This is a genomic window from Deinococcus misasensis DSM 22328 (assembly GCF_000745915.1).
Classification (GTDB): Bacteria; Deinococcota; Deinococci; order Deinococcales; family Deinococcaceae; genus Deinococcus_C; species Deinococcus_C misasensis.
This window is the reverse complement of record NZ_JQKG01000022.1, coordinates 47,383-61,987: the sequence shown is the minus strand read 5'-3', so window position 1 is coordinate 61,987 and position 14,605 is coordinate 47,383. Positions and strand designations below refer to the sequence as shown.

At 55.3% G+C, this 14,605-nt stretch carries 11 protein-coding genes and 1 tRNA gene; 5 read left to right on the top strand and 7 right to left on the bottom strand.

Features of this window, described 5'->3' with window-relative positions; translation table 11 throughout:
• Positions 1–350: 350 nt before the first annotated feature.
• The 4 genes from Q371_RS14950 (at position 351) to Q371_RS14930 (ending at position 4,236) form a co-directional block, all read left to right on the top strand.
• Entirely contained in the window at positions 351–899 is a 549-nt protein-coding gene (locus tag Q371_RS14950) for a CAP domain-containing protein (RefSeq protein WP_051964504.1), read from the top strand.
• A gap of 64 nt (positions 900–963) precedes the next feature.
• The gene (locus Q371_RS25840; RefSeq protein ID WP_051964498.1) at positions 964–1,536 is read left to right on the top strand and encodes a CAP domain-containing protein; all 573 of its coding nucleotides are present in this window, start codon (positions 964–966) and stop codon (positions 1,534–1,536) included.
• A gap of 510 nt (positions 1,537–2,046) precedes the next feature.
• Positions 2,047–2,121, top strand: a tRNA-Ala gene (locus Q371_RS14940).
• A 537-nt stretch (positions 2,122–2,658) separates the two neighbouring features.
• Positions 2,659–4,236, top strand: a complete 1,578-nt coding sequence (locus Q371_RS14930; protein ID WP_034341831.1) for a TROVE domain-containing protein — start codon at positions 2,659–2,661, stop codon at positions 4,234–4,236.
• Between the two features lie 94 nt (positions 4,237–4,330).
• Here the strand turns inward: Q371_RS14930 and Q371_RS14925 are convergent, their stop codons facing one another.
• Positions 4,331–5,551 (bottom strand): glycoside hydrolase family 5 protein, encoded by a 1,221-nt coding sequence (locus Q371_RS14925; protein ID WP_034341830.1) that lies wholly within the window; start codon positions 5,549–5,551, stop codon positions 4,331–4,333.
• Positions 5,552–5,911: 360 nt separating this feature from the next.
• On the opposite strand from Q371_RS14925, the gene Q371_RS14920 reads away from it, so the two are divergent.
• The gene (locus Q371_RS14920) at positions 5,912–7,159 is read left to right on the top strand and encodes a cytochrome P450 (protein WP_034341829.1); all 1,248 of its coding nucleotides are present in this window, start codon (positions 5,912–5,914) and stop codon (positions 7,157–7,159) included.
• A gap of 28 nt (positions 7,160–7,187) precedes the next feature.
• On the opposite strand, the gene Q371_RS14915 is transcribed toward Q371_RS14920, so the two are convergent.
• From Q371_RS14915 to Q371_RS14890, 6 genes are all read right to left on the bottom strand, one after another.
• A complete protein-coding gene (locus Q371_RS14915; protein WP_034341828.1) occupies positions 7,188–7,814 on the bottom strand; it encodes a hypothetical protein in 627 nt (208 codons plus the stop codon).
• Between the two features lie 372 nt (positions 7,815–8,186).
• The gene (gltX, locus tag Q371_RS14910; protein ID WP_034341827.1) at positions 8,187–9,611 is read right to left on the bottom strand and encodes a glutamate--tRNA ligase; all 1,425 of its coding nucleotides are present in this window, start codon (positions 9,609–9,611) and stop codon (positions 8,187–8,189) included.
• Between the two features lie 108 nt (positions 9,612–9,719).
• The gene (locus tag Q371_RS14905; protein ID WP_051964496.1) at positions 9,720–10,532 is read right to left on the bottom strand and encodes an MIP/aquaporin family protein; all 813 of its coding nucleotides are present in this window, start codon (positions 10,530–10,532) and stop codon (positions 9,720–9,722) included.
• Between the two features lie 68 nt (positions 10,533–10,600).
• Positions 10,601–11,608, bottom strand: coding sequence for a diiron oxygenase (locus tag Q371_RS14900; RefSeq protein ID WP_051964494.1), 1,008 nt, complete (start codon positions 11,606–11,608; stop codon positions 10,601–10,603).
• Between the two features lie 254 nt (positions 11,609–11,862).
• Positions 11,863–12,615 carry a type 1 glutamine amidotransferase gene (locus tag Q371_RS14895; protein ID WP_051964492.1) on the bottom strand — a complete coding sequence of 251 codons (753 nt, stop codon included), beginning with the start codon at positions 12,613–12,615 and terminating at the stop codon, positions 11,863–11,865.
• A gap of 99 nt (positions 12,616–12,714) precedes the next feature.
• Positions 12,715–14,268 (bottom strand): galactose oxidase-like domain-containing protein, encoded by a 1,554-nt coding sequence (locus tag Q371_RS14890; RefSeq protein ID WP_169743864.1) that lies wholly within the window; start codon positions 14,266–14,268, stop codon positions 12,715–12,717.
• Between the last annotated feature and the right edge of the window lie 337 nt (positions 14,269–14,605).

The window sequence follows — 14,605 nt, the reverse complement described above, 5'->3', positions numbered from 1 at the left end:
AGGGCATAAGAGAAATGCCAAGGGCCGAGAGCCGAGGGCAAAAAAAGCTTTGGCTACAGCAATAAAGGGCGAGGAATGCCTCGCCCCTACAACGTGTGTCTGAGGTTTCTGCCTTTGGGCGCAGCACGCTGCGCCCCTACAGTTTCCCTTGAAAATGTTTTCTGCGTATAGCACGATGCTCTCGGCTCTCGGCTCTCGGCTCTCGGCTCTCGGCTCTCGGCTCTCGGCTCTCGGCTCTCGGCTCTCGGCTCTCGGCTCTATGGGGCTCTCAGCAACTCCCCTCAAAACCGTGAGAAATCCCTCAATTCCAACTCACCTCAGAACCTGACCTTCTGGGTACGCTAAAGGCAATGAAGTCCCGTCTGCTCCTGATGGCGGTGCTCCTTGCTGGATGCACGGCCCGTCCCACCACCGACCAGAAAACCCCACAGACCGCCCCAGAGGTCAAAACCGTGAAGGACATCAAAATGCTCCCCGAGCAGATCATGCAGGCGCTTTTGAAGGCCACCAATGCTGCGCGCAGCAAGGCACAGAAGTGTGGAAATGAGCGTTATCCTGCCGTGCCTGCTCTGGTGCTCAATGTGCGTCTGATTGGTGCAGCACAGACCCATGCCGATGACATGGCGAAAAACGATTTCTTTGCCCATGAAGGCTCGGACGATTCGGATGTGTCGGTGCGTGCCCTGAGGTTCAATTACAACTACCGCATGGTTGGAGAGAACATTGCTGCCGGGTATCCAGATGTGCAAGCCACAGTGGACGGATGGGTGAAATCTCCCGGCCATTGTCGCAACCTGATGAACCCAGAGTTCAAAGAAATTGGCTTTGGTTATGCCGAACAAAAAGGCACCGAGTACGGCAAATACTGGGTTCAGGTTTTCGGGGTGCAGCGCAAGTAAAAGCTCTGGAATGGGTTCAAGTTTTGGATGCTGAAGTTCAGCTGAAAAAGCAGTACCCTGAGACATGAAACAATTCAGTCTCGTGGTTCTGCTTGGGCTTTTGACGGCGTGCGGTGGCCTGTCTGGAACAGGACAGGTGGATCTCAGTGGCATCAAGGTGCTGGATCAGGCTTCGCAGGAAGCCATGTTGACTGCCGTCAATGCGACCAGAGCCACCGGCAGAAATTGTTTCAAACCCAATGGTGCAGATGTGGAGTTTTTTCCTGCATCTTCAGCTTTGACCCTGAACAGCAAACTGACTCTGGCAGCCCAGTTCCATGCGCAGGACATGGCCCAGAACAACTTCATGGACCACAAAGGCTCCAGAGGCGACACCACCTTAAATCGGATTGATGCCTCTGGATACGCTTTTTTGGAAGTGGGCGAAAACCTCTCACAGGTGACGGCTGTCAATGCATTGGGTTTGCAAACCACCATTGATGAATCCATCAAGGAATGGCTGATCAGCAAGACCGGTCACTGCCAGACCCTGATGGGCGGTCAATATTCTGAATTTGGGGTGGGTTTTGCCTCTGCGGTGGTGTCAGGCAAGCATGTGTATTACTGGGTTCAGGTGTTCGGAAAACCCCAGAAATGACCTGCTTGTTCTGTGAAACCCTCTAAAAATAAGCCAGAGTAAGCCATACCATCCATCCTGAACAGGCGTTTTGCTGGGTTCAGGATTACGCTTTTTGGTGAATGTGCTTTTTGAACAGTTCCTCTAGACTGACTTCTGTCTGAAGCGCACGTGGTGGAACACGGTAGACACGCAATTTTGCCGGGAAACCGGCTTTCCGTCGCCACTCCTTTATCCGATCTCGGGTCGAAAGGCAGATGGTTATCTGGGAAATTGTGCCTCAATGGCGTGTGGGTTCAAATCCCACCGTGCGGTCCACTTCAGACGTTGTTCTGGGGGTGTAGCTCAGGGGTAGAGCAGCACACACCATCCACCAGCCCTTGTTCATGACCGGAATGCACACTCCTCCGGTCCCGAGCCGAAGGTTCGGATGGTTACCGATCGGTCATCGGCTGGTCACAGGTTCGAGTCCTGTCACCTCCACCAGTGCAGAAACCCGAAAAGCAGGCCAAAAGCTCGGGTTTCAGGTTTGGGGCTGTAGCTCAATGGAAGAGCAGTTGCTTTGCAAGCATCCGGTTGCAGGTTCGAGTCCTGCCAGCTCCACCAGAGGGAGAGATCCCTCATGTCAAACACTCCAGGTCGTGGATGTACAGGTTTGCCATCCATCCACGACAACCTTTAGAGCATTCAACAGAACCAGGAGAAAAAGCCTCTGGGTTCATGGATCAAAGCAGTCAAGCTTCGCTGTGGGTCGTTGTGGGCAGGTTACCTTAACCTTTCAAGTTAAATCGTAATTCACCTGTTCGCGCCATTCATCCACAGCTTTTGTGTTCTTCAGGACCGCAGTTTCAGGCTGGCGAGTGGAAATTTGCGCCTCACCTTCCATTTCCCCTTTTGATCGGCATCGGGTCGCTGGAAATGGATCACCCAAACTCCTCTGTGGGGTTGATCCAACAGTGCTTGCAGAAGAGGACCTTCCACCGATGCATGTGTGGAGGTCTGCCCACTTTGCAAGCAGGCTGTGCCGCTGAAACGCTTTTTGTCCTGAAGACCCATTGTTTTATGCATTTACACCGTTTAACCGTTCGAAATGAAAGCAACGGTTCGCAAACAAGCCATCCCCTCACGAAAGAAGGTGAAAACATGAAGTGGACGAAACATTTCCAGACTGCTCGCACGCCTCAGAACCAACCCATTCCCGGAAGCAACCAGAAGGCCAACCATGCCGGAGGTTACGCCTGGGAGGTCAGCGACTGGACCCAACTGGACCGGTTTTTGATCCTCGGCTCTGAAGGCGGAACGTTTTATGTGGGTGAGCAGAAACTCACCGTGCAAAATGCACAGGCCGTTCAGCGCTGCATCGAACAGGACGGAATCCGCACCGTTGAACGCATCGCTGAAATCAGCGAATCGGGACGTGCGCCCAAAAACGATCCAGCCCTGTTTGCTCTGGCCATGTGCGCCAGTTTTGGAGATGAAAAGACCCGCAAAGCCGCTCTTGAGGCTCTGCCCAGAGTGGCCCGCATCGGGACGCATTTGTTTCACTTCATGGAGTTCATCCAGCAGTTTCGGGGATGGGGTCGTGGCCTCAGACGGGCCATTGCAGACTGGTACAACCAGAAAGACCTGAAAGCTCTGGCGTTGCAGGCCGTGAAATACCGCCAGAGGGACGGTTGGACCCACAGGGACGCTTTGCGTCTGGCACACCCTGTTGCTCCTTCAGAGGGTCACCAGAAGCTGTACCGCTGGATCACCCGTGACCAGTTTGAACCTGCTACAGGTCTGGAGCTGATCGAAGCCTTCAAGCAGGTCCAGCAAGCTTCTGTGCCTGAAGCTGTGAAATTGATTAAACGGCACAGGTTGCCCCGCGAAGCCCTGCCCACCGAGCTTCTGGTCCGTCCCGAGGTGTGGGAAGCGTTGCTGCCCCACATGCCTCTGGAAGCGATGGTGCGCAACCTCGCCAACATGACCCGCGTGGGCTTGCTGACCCCCATGTCGGATGCAAGCCGTCTGGTGCAGCGCAAACTGGGCAACTCCGAGGCCATTTTGAAAGCCCGCATCCACCCCATCAAAATTCTGGCCGCCTTGCGCACCTACGCCGGAGGTCAGGGCATGCGTGGACACGGCCAGTGGACCCCTGTTCAGCAGGTGGTGGACGCTCTGGATGGAGCGTTTTACAGCGCTTTTGGCAATGTGACGCCCACAGGAAAACGCATCATGCTGGCTCTGGATGTGTCGGGCAGCATGGAATGGGGGCACATTGCAGGGATTCCCGGCCTGACCCCCAGAGTGGCCAGCGCTGCACTGGCTCTGGTGACGGCTTCCACCGAAGCCCAGCACATGGTGATGGGTTTCAGCCACCAGTTGGTGCCGATTGGCATTTCTCCTCGCCAGAGGCTGGACGACGTCCTGAACACCGTGGGACGCGTCCCAATGGGCGGAACCGACTGTGCCCTCCCCATGCTGCACGCATTGAAGGAAAACATCCCTGTGGATGCTTTCATCGTTTACACCGACAGCGAGACGTGGTATGGCAACGTTCACCCTGCACAGGCGTTGCAGCGTTACCGCAGGGAAATGGGCATTGCTGCCAAACTGATCGTGGTGGGCATGCAGTCCAACCGGTTCAGCATTGCGGATCCTCGGGACGGTGGAATGCTGGATGTGGTGGGTTTTGACACCGCCACCCCTGAGGTCATGAGCGATTTCATGGTGCAGTGACGCCAAGTGACCTCCATTCCAAACAGAAAGAAGCTGCTGTGGACCAGACAGCAGCTTCTTTCTTCAAGGAGGAAGTGGAATTCAGGAAGAGGGATCAGTAACAGACGGTGTTGAGGGGTGTGCTGGGTGAGATGGTGAGTCCGGGTGTTCCTGCCACGATGCTGTAGTTGTCCCGAATGGTGGTGATGATGGAGGACTCCGCAATGCACCAGTTGCTGTTTCCGTTGGCTTCGTTTCTCAGGATGCCGTAAGGGCCATCGTATTCGTTGGCGTTGAGGGCCCAGTAGAAGTAGCTGGAGGCTTTGTATTTGACCCCATTGATGAAGTCTGCTCCCCATTGTGTGCCACCTGTGGCTGTGGCGCTGGGCACCATCCCGAATTCGCCAATGATCACTGGAACACCGTTGCCATTGTTGCTGTCCACCACGGTTTTCACGATGTTCACGGCCTGCGTGGCGGTCACCCATTTGCCATAGAAGTGGGGAGAATACACGATCTTGTTGAAGTGTTGGTAAGAATAGGTGCCGTTTGAGTTTTGGGTAGCGAACAGGCGGTTGGCAGGGGTAGCTGCTGGGGTGATGTCTGCTCCCCAGTTGGGTGTGCCCCCGGTGCCTTCCACAAAGTACATGATGCTGCGTCCAGGCAGGGTGCTGTAGACCTTCTCAATTTCGGTGATGGCCTGTTCTGCATAGCCTTTCCAGGTGGCCCAGCTTAGTTTGTGGGGTTCATTGAACAGGTCAATAGCCACCACGTTGGGATTGTTTTTGGCCACAACAGCCAGACGGTTCATGTAAGACAGCCAGTAACTGAGGTTCCATGTGCGGTCCGGGCAGGTGCTGGGGTCACCGACCAGATTTCCCCCGAGGTAATTGGGGCTGCAGGTCTGGTATCCCAGCACCACGTACATGTCGTACTGGTTGGCTTTCTGGATCACGGTGTTCAGCATGGTGTTGCTTCCGCTGTGGTTTTGCCAGATGGTGTCTGCCGAAAGGGGAATGCGAATGGCATTGAAGCCGAGGGCTTTGATCTTGGTGAACCAGAAGTCCAGATCGTGGTTTTTGGTGACGCCGTTTTGCACGTGGCTGGTCCAGGTGCCGCCCATTTGCTGGCTGCCATCCAGCCCGAACCAGTTGATGCCCTTGAGCACCACAGTGTTTCCGTTGTTTTTGATGACGGTGTTCCAGTTCACCACACTGGCTGTCCAGTTCTGAACGGTGATGCCCTGAGATTGAACCTGTTGCTCGGGCAGGGTTTGGGTGGAACAGGCAGCGAGGGTGAGGGTCATCAGGGTGGCAGTGAGGGCAAGTTTCTTCATGGCGTGGAGGGTCCTTTCTCTGGAAGGTGAAGCGGAAGGGCTGTTTAGAGGGGATTGTGAAGATTACTAAACATTAGGTGGGATGCCAGAGGACCCTGGGTTGAAGCAGAATGATTTTTTCTGCTTCTGCAGGTCTTTGCCTCAGAAACGCTGATGTTGTTTGAAGTGAGAGCATGTTACTTCGAGTGTCTAGGGGAATCAACTGTTGTATAGACAATTGAGTTTACTAAACAATAATCTTTGTTCCATGAGAGAACAAAAAACATCACCTGAAGCCAGACTGAAATCTGCTGTGTGTTGGGGTGTTTTTCTGAAGGGAGGGCTTGAACATCGCTGGAAAGTTCGGGTTATGATGCTGCAATGTCCGTCCCCGAGTACCACCTGAAGCTCAATGACCCAGAGTTCGTGCGCAACCCCTATTCTGAATTGTCCCGTCTGAGACAGGAAATGCCTGTTTTCCATGATCCTGTCTGGGGCAAACACTTCTTTGCGCGATATGACCACATTTCGAGCATCTTGCGGGACCGCCAGTTTGGACGCAGCATCCTGCACATCCTCTCCAGAGATGAACTCGGGTGGCCGCCGGTGGATCCTCGACAGAAAGACTTTGAAGCTTTCAACAGCACCCACCTGCTGGACCGCGAACCTCCAGACCACACCCGCCTGAGGGCTCTGGTGTCCAAAGCTTTCACCCCCAGACGGGTGGAAGCCCTCACCGAGCGCATCGAAGAAATTGTTGCCCGCACCATTGAAGGACTCAAGAAAAAAGCCAGTTTCGATTATGTTTCCGAGTTCTCTGAACCCCTGCCTGTGACGGTCATTGCCGAACTGCTGGGCGTTCCAGAGGAGCACCGCCACAAGCTGCGCCCATGGTCCTCCGCCATCGTGAAACTCTATGAACTCGGGTACAGCGAACAGCAGCAAATCGAGGCGAACAATGCCACGCTCGAATTTTCAGCGTTCCTCAAAGAACTGGCAGAAGACCGACGAATCAACCCCGGCGAAGACCTGATCACCGCTCTGGTGCAGGTGGAAGAATCCGGCGACAGGCTCACCGAAGACGAACTGATCGCCACCTGCATTCTCTTGCTGAACGCAGGCCACGAAGCCACCGTGAACGGCAGCACCGCAGGCATCCTCGCCCTGATGCGCCACCCCGAGCAGTTCCATTTGCTCAGGGAGGAGGCCCAGAAGGACGGGGCCACCACGCCCCTCTTCAAAACCGCCATCGAAGAGATGCTGCGCTACGATACACCCCTCCCGATGTTTGAACGTTATGTCTTGCAGGACATGGAATTTGCTGGAGTGCAACTCAAACAGGGGCAGGAGGTATGCCTGCTGTACGCCTCAGGAAACCGTGATCCACAGAAATTTGACCGCCCGGATGACCTGGTGATCACACGGGAACAGAACCCCCACCTGACTTTTGGGCTGGGCATCCATTACTGTCTGGGTGCGCCTCTGGCCCGCCTGGAATTGCAGGTGTCCATCAAGGCTCTCTTGAAACACATGCCAGAGTTGCAACTGCTTGACCCTGAAGCCCCCATTTCCTATGAGGGCGGTTTTGTGATCCGGGGCATCAAAGAACTGCACGTCAAGAACGGCTGATCCACCCCAAAATCCATCAACCCAACACTCAAACACGCTGGAAGCCAGAGGTGGCCTGATCAAAACGGACCCTCAGAAAGGCTTCCAGTTGCTCTTTTTTCTCGATCATCTCTGAAGTGAGGTGTTGCCTGTAAGCCATCACCACCATCCACTGTTCAATGCGTTTGCCGACCCAGCCTCCCACGGTCATTCCACCCACCACAAACAGAAACGTCATTTGCAGGGAAAGGATGAAAAACCCTGCAACCGCACCCAGCAAATACATCAAAAACACCAGCAAAATGGCTCCACCGATGGCCCCTCCAACCACCAGAACACCCGCCATCCCTTTGACGCTGGAAAGCTGTTTTTCCAACTCTGGAAACATGCTTTCCATGGACAGGCGGTAAGACCAGTAAGGCCCTTCGTGCAGGGAGCGGTTCTGGCAGTACTGTCCCACAATTTGAAACTCTGCTCCACCAGAGGCAAAAGCAGCAGTCAGTTCCTCGGGTGCCTGTTCCAGCTGGGACAGGGAAAGGTTGAAATTCCTCTGGGCCTCTTGCAAGGAAAGCCGGATGGATTCCTGAATTTGCAGGCTCAATTCATGGGCATGGTCCGGGTGTTCCAGGGTGTCCAGTTTGAATGTTTTGCTGTAAATCAAATTTTGATCCGACATGTTTTCAGTTTAAAAGGGTTTTTGGGGTTTGTCTTGTGCCAGGCGGACTGATGCAGGGTTACCCCAACGTCCGAGGTTTGACCCATCCACTGAGAAAGCGGTCAGCGTTCAGCCCTCAGCCGTCAGCAAAAAGCTCATCCAGAGGCTGTTGCTTTCAACAGCCAGACACAAAGATACAAAAGGAAAGCCCATCAGATTTTCAGCTCAAAAGGCAGCAAGAAAACCTTCCTTCTGGCTGACGGCTGATTGCTGACGGCTGAGGGCTCTCTTTGTTGGCATTGCCGGAACAGCAACTTTGCATTGCTCCCACATCTTTAAAGCACAAAAAAACCCCACCCTGCCAGAGCAAAGGTGAGGCCAGCAGGCTGTTTTTTACTGGATGGCTTTGCGGATGCGGGCCACCACACGCTCTTTCCCGAGCAGGCGCAGCATTTCCCCCATGTCCGGGCTTTCCATGGTTCCGGCCACGGCAGCACGCACCGGAGGCATGACCTTGCCGAGTTTCAGTCCAGCTTCTTCAGCATGGGCTTTGAACAGGTCGTGGGTGGATTCGTGGGAGAAGTCTTCCAGACTTTCGAGTTTGGGCAGCAGGGCTTTCAAAACGTCCTGACCGCTGTTGATGTTGTTCTGGGCTTTCTCGTTGACGGCATGATCGTCAGACCAGAAGTAAGGGGTTTTCTCCCAGAATTCACTGAACACTTCAATGCGGGGCAGCATCAATTTGACCACGCCCTTGAAGAAACCATCGTTGGGAACTTCATGACCGTGTTCTTGCAGGTGGGCATGCAGGCGATCCGCCACCGTTTCGAAAGGCAGCACTTCGCGGATGTACTGGGCGTTGAGCCATTTCAGTTTGTCCCATCCGAACACCGATCCACCCAGACTGATCCGGTCAAAGGAAAAGGCTTCGGTGAGGTCCTGCAAACTGAAAATTTCCCGTCCGTCCGGCATCGAGAAGCCCATCATGCCCAGATAGTTGAGAAGCGCCTCGGGCTGGATGCCTTCTTTGCGGTACCACTCCACAGAGGTGTTGCCTTTGCGTTTGGACAGCTTGGTTTTGTCCGGGTTCTGCAAGAGGGGCATGTGAATCCAGCGGGGTTCCTGCCAGCCAAATGCCTGATACAGCAAGACGTGAATGGGCGCAGAAGGAATCCACTCTTCACCGCGAATCACGTCTGTGACGCCCATCAGGTGATCGTCCACCACCACGGCAAGGTGGTAGGTGGGGAAACCGTCCCCTTTGATCAAGACGGCATCTTCCACGCCAGCATTGTCAAAGCTGATGGCCCCACGCAGTTCATCGCGCAAGAGGGTGCTGCCTTCTCTGGGGCTTTTCAGGCGGATGACGTGCCGTTCTCCGGCAGCCACACGCTGACGGGCCTCCTCCAGAGGGATTTTTCTGGCCCGACCATCGTAGCCCAGATTGATGTTTCTGGAACGCAGGTCTTCACGGATGGCCTGCAATTCTTCAGGGGTCTCAAAGGCGTAGTATGCCCAACCCTTTTCCAGCAGTTGCTGCGCGTACTGGTGGTAGTTTTCCAGACGCTCGCTCTGGCGGTAAGGGGCATTCGGACCACCGATGTCGGGGGCTTCGTCGTAGGGGATGCCCAGCCAGCGGAACATTTCCAGAATCCGGCGCTCGGATTCGGCATTGTAACGGCTGCGGTCGGTGTCTTCAATGCGGACAATGAACTTGCCGCCGTTTTTCTTGGCCCAGATGTAATCAAACAGTGCCTGATAGGCGGTTCCCACGTGCGGGTCACCGGTGGGGCTTGGAGCAATTCGGGTCACAACCATAAAAAAGAGGATACCGCAAAGTGATGGGGGGATGTGGATCGGAGAAAACCAGAAACAAGTTGACCCTGATCCATCACAGATCAGGGCCAGAGTGGCTTTCTTTGTGACTCAGGAGGCTTCTTGCACCACTGCACCCACAGGTTGCTGCTCGGGGGTGCTCTGGTTCATGGCTTTGCCAATGCTGAAATCGTAAATCCATGCGCCGACCAGTGCCCCCGCCAGAGGTCCCACCACTGGAACAAGCCAGAGGGTGCTGTTCAGTCCAGTGTTCTGGAATCCGGCCAGCAAGGAAAACAGTCTGGGTGCAAGGTCACGGGCAGGGTTCACTGCAAAGCCGTGCATCCCACCGAAAGAGGCACCGATGGCCACCACCAGCAAACCCAGCACCACTGGAGCAAAAATTTTGCTGCTTGGGGTTTTCAGGTGGTCTCCGATGGCCAGAACCATCACCATCAAAAGGGCGGTTCCCACCAACTGGTCAATGAAGCCCGGCCAGAAACCAGACACGGCAGGGAAGGTGCTCAGGACGCCTGCGGTGTGGGCAAGCTCGGGGTCCACTTTGATCCACTGGGCGTGGTACACCGTGAACACCAGAGCCGCAGCCACAAAAGCCCCCACAAACTGGGCCACCACATAATGGGGCACTTTGGCCCATGAAAAACGCCGGGTGACCGCCAGAGCAAGGGTCACTGCGGGGTTCAGGTGGGCTCCGCTGATCTGGGCAGACACAAAAACCCCCATGGTGACGGCCAGTCCCCAGCCCAGCACGATGTTGGTGTATCCGCCTTTGACCACTTCTCCGGGCACCAGAGGGGTGCTGCCAAACAGGATCACCATCGCCATCACCCCGAGTCCGAACATGTTGAGCACCAGTGAGCCGAGGGCTTCTGCCATGAATTCCTGCCAAGTCGTGTGTTTCATGTGTTCTCCTGACATCAAAAAACCTGTGCTGCACTGATGTACAGCACAGGGAAAGGTTCAAAGGGGGTTTATCCGAGGACCAGATCGTTGCTGGTCAAGAGGCCCGCTTCAAAGAAGCGGTCTTGCACCTCGGGGTCATCCAGAATGCCCAGTTCACGCAGGTAACGGGTCAAAGAAGAGATGGAGTTGGCGATGTGACTGGACACAATCTCTTTGGTGTAGGTTTCCGCGATGACCTGCTCCACGTGGTCTCGGGGCATGTCGTAAGAGGTCAACTCTTTGCGGATGGAATCGATGTCGGGGGTCAGGAAGGCGTAAATCAGGTTGGGCAGTTGCTTGGCGACTTCTTTCTTGTAGCGCTTGTCCAGTTGAGGCCACACGCGGCGCAACAGGTCTGCGAAGTAGACGTGGTGCTTGCCTTCATCGATGGCGTGGTCACGCACCACTGCACGGATGGAGGGTTTCACATCCTTGGCGGTGGGGATGTCCGACAAAAAGCCCGAGATCAGGGTCTCGGAGATGATCACAAAGAAGATCTCCATCAGTTCTTGCAGGTTGCTTTCGCTGTACTGGTGTTGCAATTCATGCAGTCTGCGGATGAAGAAAGGCTGCAACTGCTGGGTCACGGCACGGATGCCGGTGATGTCTTCGACCTGCATCAAAAGGTCAGCAGAGAACAGGGCGTGGTAGGCTTCGTCGCAGTAAATTTTGTAGGCGTCAAAGACCATCTGGCGGGGCAAATTGAAATCCAGATAACCGTTGGCGATGGACATGGCTACCCGGTTCACCACCACATGCTCCAGTTTGGCGGTGAAGTCGAGGTAACGGTACAGTTGCTGCACCATGATGTGTCGCTGAACCGTTTCGCTCTGCTCCTGAATCAGTGGGTGTTTCATGATCGGAATGAAGTCTGGAGAGAAGAACAGGCCCTGCTCGTCTTTCAAAACCATGCGGCGGGGTGCGGCGCGCACGGTGGAACGCTCGTACCAGTCACCGAATTTGCTTTTGTAGGGTTCCTGCTCGGGGGTGCTGGTGAGGTCCTGAGCGAGAAGGCGTTTGGGGCAGACTGCTTCCATGGCACAACCTATAAAAAGACCGGCAATTCCACACATAAATGACCTCCAGATGTCAGGCAAAGGGCCATTGGGCCTTCACCTGCATGGATCTTGAGATGAGAGAGACAAGCAATGAATGTTGGAAGGGATGGGAAGTCCAGAGTTCACGGTTTGCAGCGTCAGTTGTCCTCGTGCTGCAAAAGGGAAAGTGAACGCTGGTGGGCCTCTGCCACAACAGGAGGGAAGCCCATTGTGGCAGCCATCAAAGGGGATGGTCAGGCCATCAAGTCACAGGGGAGGGGCAGGGGGCAGGCTCTGGCAAGGGGTTGTCTGGCTTCCACCAGATCGATCCATGCCCCGAACACCTGACGGGCCAGATTGCGCAGTTCGGGCAGCAGGGTTTTGGTCTGGTTGAGGATCTCGGCACCCGAGAGTCCTTCCTGTTCCAGTTCAGGCTGGAACACCTGCACCATGTCCTGCACGATCTGGGGGGTGACTTCCATGTGGAAAAGCAATCCGTAGGTGCTTTCACCCACACGGTAAGCCTGATGGGCGGTCAGGGCGCTGGAAGCCAGCAGCTCTGCACCCTCTGGCAGGTCGAAAATGTCGCCGTGCCAGTGGAAACCCATGAATTGCTCGGGCAGTGAACCGAACAGTCTGTCGGTGCTGCTCTGGCGTTTGACGTTGTACCAGCCGATTTCTTTGTAACCGCTGGGACGCACTTCGGCCCCGAGACTTGCTGCAATCAGTTGGCTGCCAAGGCATACCCCGATGACCGGAATCTGTGCCTGATGGGCATTTTGAATGAGCTGCATTTCTTGCAGCAGGTTGGGGTGTTCCTCGCTGTCGTAAACGCCCATCGGGCCGCCCATGACCACCAGACCGGCAATGTTCTCGGGGTGGGTGGGGACGCTGTCTCCCAGATAAGGGTGAAAGGTGCGCAGTTTGAAACCGCGTGCAGACAGCAGTTCTGCGAGGGTGCCAGGGGTTTCCTGGCGGATGTGCTGGATGACCCAAATGTCTTGCATGATGTTCTCCGTTAAAAAGAGGATGGATGGTGCAGTGAAAAAAGAAAAAAGTTCAGGTGCCGTTTCAGACCAATGGTGTCTTGATGGGCAGGATGAAGCTCACTGGATGTTGATGATCTTGGCGACCGAAGGCACGCCTTTGCTGTTCAGGATGAACAGCATGTAAGAGCCGGGAGGGGCAATTTTGCTGTTGGCAGGGGAGGCCACATACAGCTGACCTGTGGAGCTTTGCTGGAACTTGAGGTCCATGAAACGCTGGTCCAGGTTGAACGAGTGGGTCACAAAACCGAAGCGGACGAGGGTCACTCTGGAGACCACATTGGGGGTGCTCACACCGAAAAGCTGGTTGTACCCGAGGCGGCTCGGGGCAGAGCTGATTTTGGGGCGTGCGGCCAGCGTGCCATCGGTGTTGAACAGGTAAGGGGGATGGTAAATTTCTGCGTCGCGGTGGTTGTGGTCTTCTCCGGCACCGATGCCGCCCCCCGCGGTGAGCACCCGTCCGTCAGGCAGCAACAGGGCAGTGCTGTGGTAGTTGCGGCTGACTGTTGCAGAGGCTGCTCTGGTCCAGGTGTTGGTTCTGGGATTGTAAATTTCGCTTGCGAGCACAGGGGTGGAATCGTCCCACTGTTTGCCACTGCTGTTTCCGCCGTTCACAAAAATCTGTCCGTTGGGCAGCAAGGTGGCCTGATGGTGGCTGCGGGCAAAGAGCATGTTGGCGGCGGGGGCCTTGGCTCCGGTGCGTGCATCAATCAGGAGGGATTCGTTGGTGGTGCCGTCGTAGTTTCCGCTGGTGTTGGGGGTTTTGTTGGTGACCCCACCGGTGACCAGAATGCGGTCCGGCTGGAACATCACGCTGCTGCCGTGGTAACGGTCGTAGTTGTCGCGTTGACCAATCACCGTCCAGCTTCCGGTGCCCGAGGTGTTCAGTTTGCCCATCAAGACACCCGGACCCGAGTTGAACACTTGCCCTTCGCTGTTGACGTGCATCCAGGGGTACAGGTGCTCGAATTTGCCGCCGAACACGTTGGTGGATGCGGTGGTTAGGGTGCGCCAGCTCTGGGTGGTGTTGTTCCAGATCTCGGGGAGGTCTGCGGCTGCGCCGTCGTTCACACCACCTGTGGACAGCACTTCTTTGTTGGGCAGCACCGTGAGGGTGGGGTACCAGCGGGTGAAAGCCATGTCCTGTTTGCGGGTCCAGGTGTTGGTGTAAGGGTTGAACATGTTGGTGTCAGGACGTCCGTAGAAGTCCACAGGTCCGAGACCATCGTGACCTCCGGCGGCCAGCACCTGTCCGTTGGGCAGCAGGGTGTGACCTGCGCAGAACAGTTCGGTCCCGGTCTGGTTGTCGTAGCGGGTGTGTGTGTTGGTGGTGGGGTTCCACACGTCCACGAAAGTCAGGTCGTGTTCACCACTGCTGGGAGGATCAAAGATGTTGTCGCCGGTGTCATCACTGGTGCTCCAGCTGATCACGTTGCCGTTGGGCAGCAGGCCCATGTGCACGGCGACCAGAGGCCACTTGACCACAGGAGAAAAGTAACCCTCTTGGGCAGCCGTGGGGGTGAACTGGGCGGTGGTCTGTGCAGCAATGCCCTGTTCAGAGATGGGACTTTGGGTGGAGGGGGAGACCGTGTTGCACGCCAATAATGCAGTCAACAATGAGGTGGTACCGATTCCCTGGAGCCAATGTTTTGTGCTTCCTTGCATCATACTCTCCTTGAGCACCGCGCAAATGACATCCGCCTGACCTTTCTTGAGAAAGCTCGGGGGTGACAGTGCAATAGGTGAATACCGGATGTCAATTAGTTAGTACTCCTAATGGATGGTATAAGATAAATCCAGTATTGTCAAACACAATTTCGTGACAATCTTAAGACTCTTAATGAAAATAAATCTTTGACTGGGAAGGCTTTTTTCGGATTGGCATCATACGTAATCAGGGGAATCCCTGAGTGTCCGCTAGGCCATCAGCGAAAAATTCTCAGGGATTCCC

Excerpts from the sequence above, each read along its gene's own strand:
- Q371_RS14950 (WP_051964504.1), top strand. The coding sequence starts at position 351 with ATGAAGTCCCGTCTGCTCCTGATGGCGGTGCTCCTTGCTGGATGCACG.
- Q371_RS25840 (WP_051964498.1), top strand. The coding sequence starts at position 964 with ATGAAACAATTCAGTCTCGTGGTTCTGCTTGGGCTTTTGACGGCGTGC.
- Q371_RS14930 (WP_034341831.1), top strand. The coding sequence starts at position 2,659 with ATGAAGTGGACGAAACATTTCCAGACTGCTCGCACGCCTCAGAACCAA.
- Q371_RS14925 (WP_034341830.1), bottom strand. The coding sequence starts at position 5,551 with ATGAAGAAACTTGCCCTCACTGCCACCCTGATGACCCTCACCCTCGCT.
- Q371_RS14920 (WP_034341829.1), top strand. The coding sequence starts at position 5,912 with ATGTCCGTCCCCGAGTACCACCTGAAGCTCAATGACCCAGAGTTCGTG.
- Q371_RS14915 (WP_034341828.1), bottom strand. The coding sequence starts at position 7,814 with ATGTCGGATCAAAATTTGATTTACAGCAAAACATTCAAACTGGACACC.
- gltX (WP_034341827.1), bottom strand. The coding sequence starts at position 9,611 with ATGGTTGTGACCCGAATTGCTCCAAGCCCCACCGGTGACCCGCACGTG.
- Q371_RS14905 (WP_051964496.1), bottom strand. The coding sequence starts at position 10,532 with ATGAAACACACGACTTGGCAGGAATTCATGGCAGAAGCCCTCGGCTCA.
- Q371_RS14900 (WP_051964494.1), bottom strand. The coding sequence starts at position 11,608 with ATGGAAGCAGTCTGCCCCAAACGCCTTCTCGCTCAGGACCTCACCAGC.
- Q371_RS14895 (WP_051964492.1), bottom strand. The coding sequence starts at position 12,615 with ATGCAAGACATTTGGGTCATCCAGCACATCCGCCAGGAAACCCCTGGC.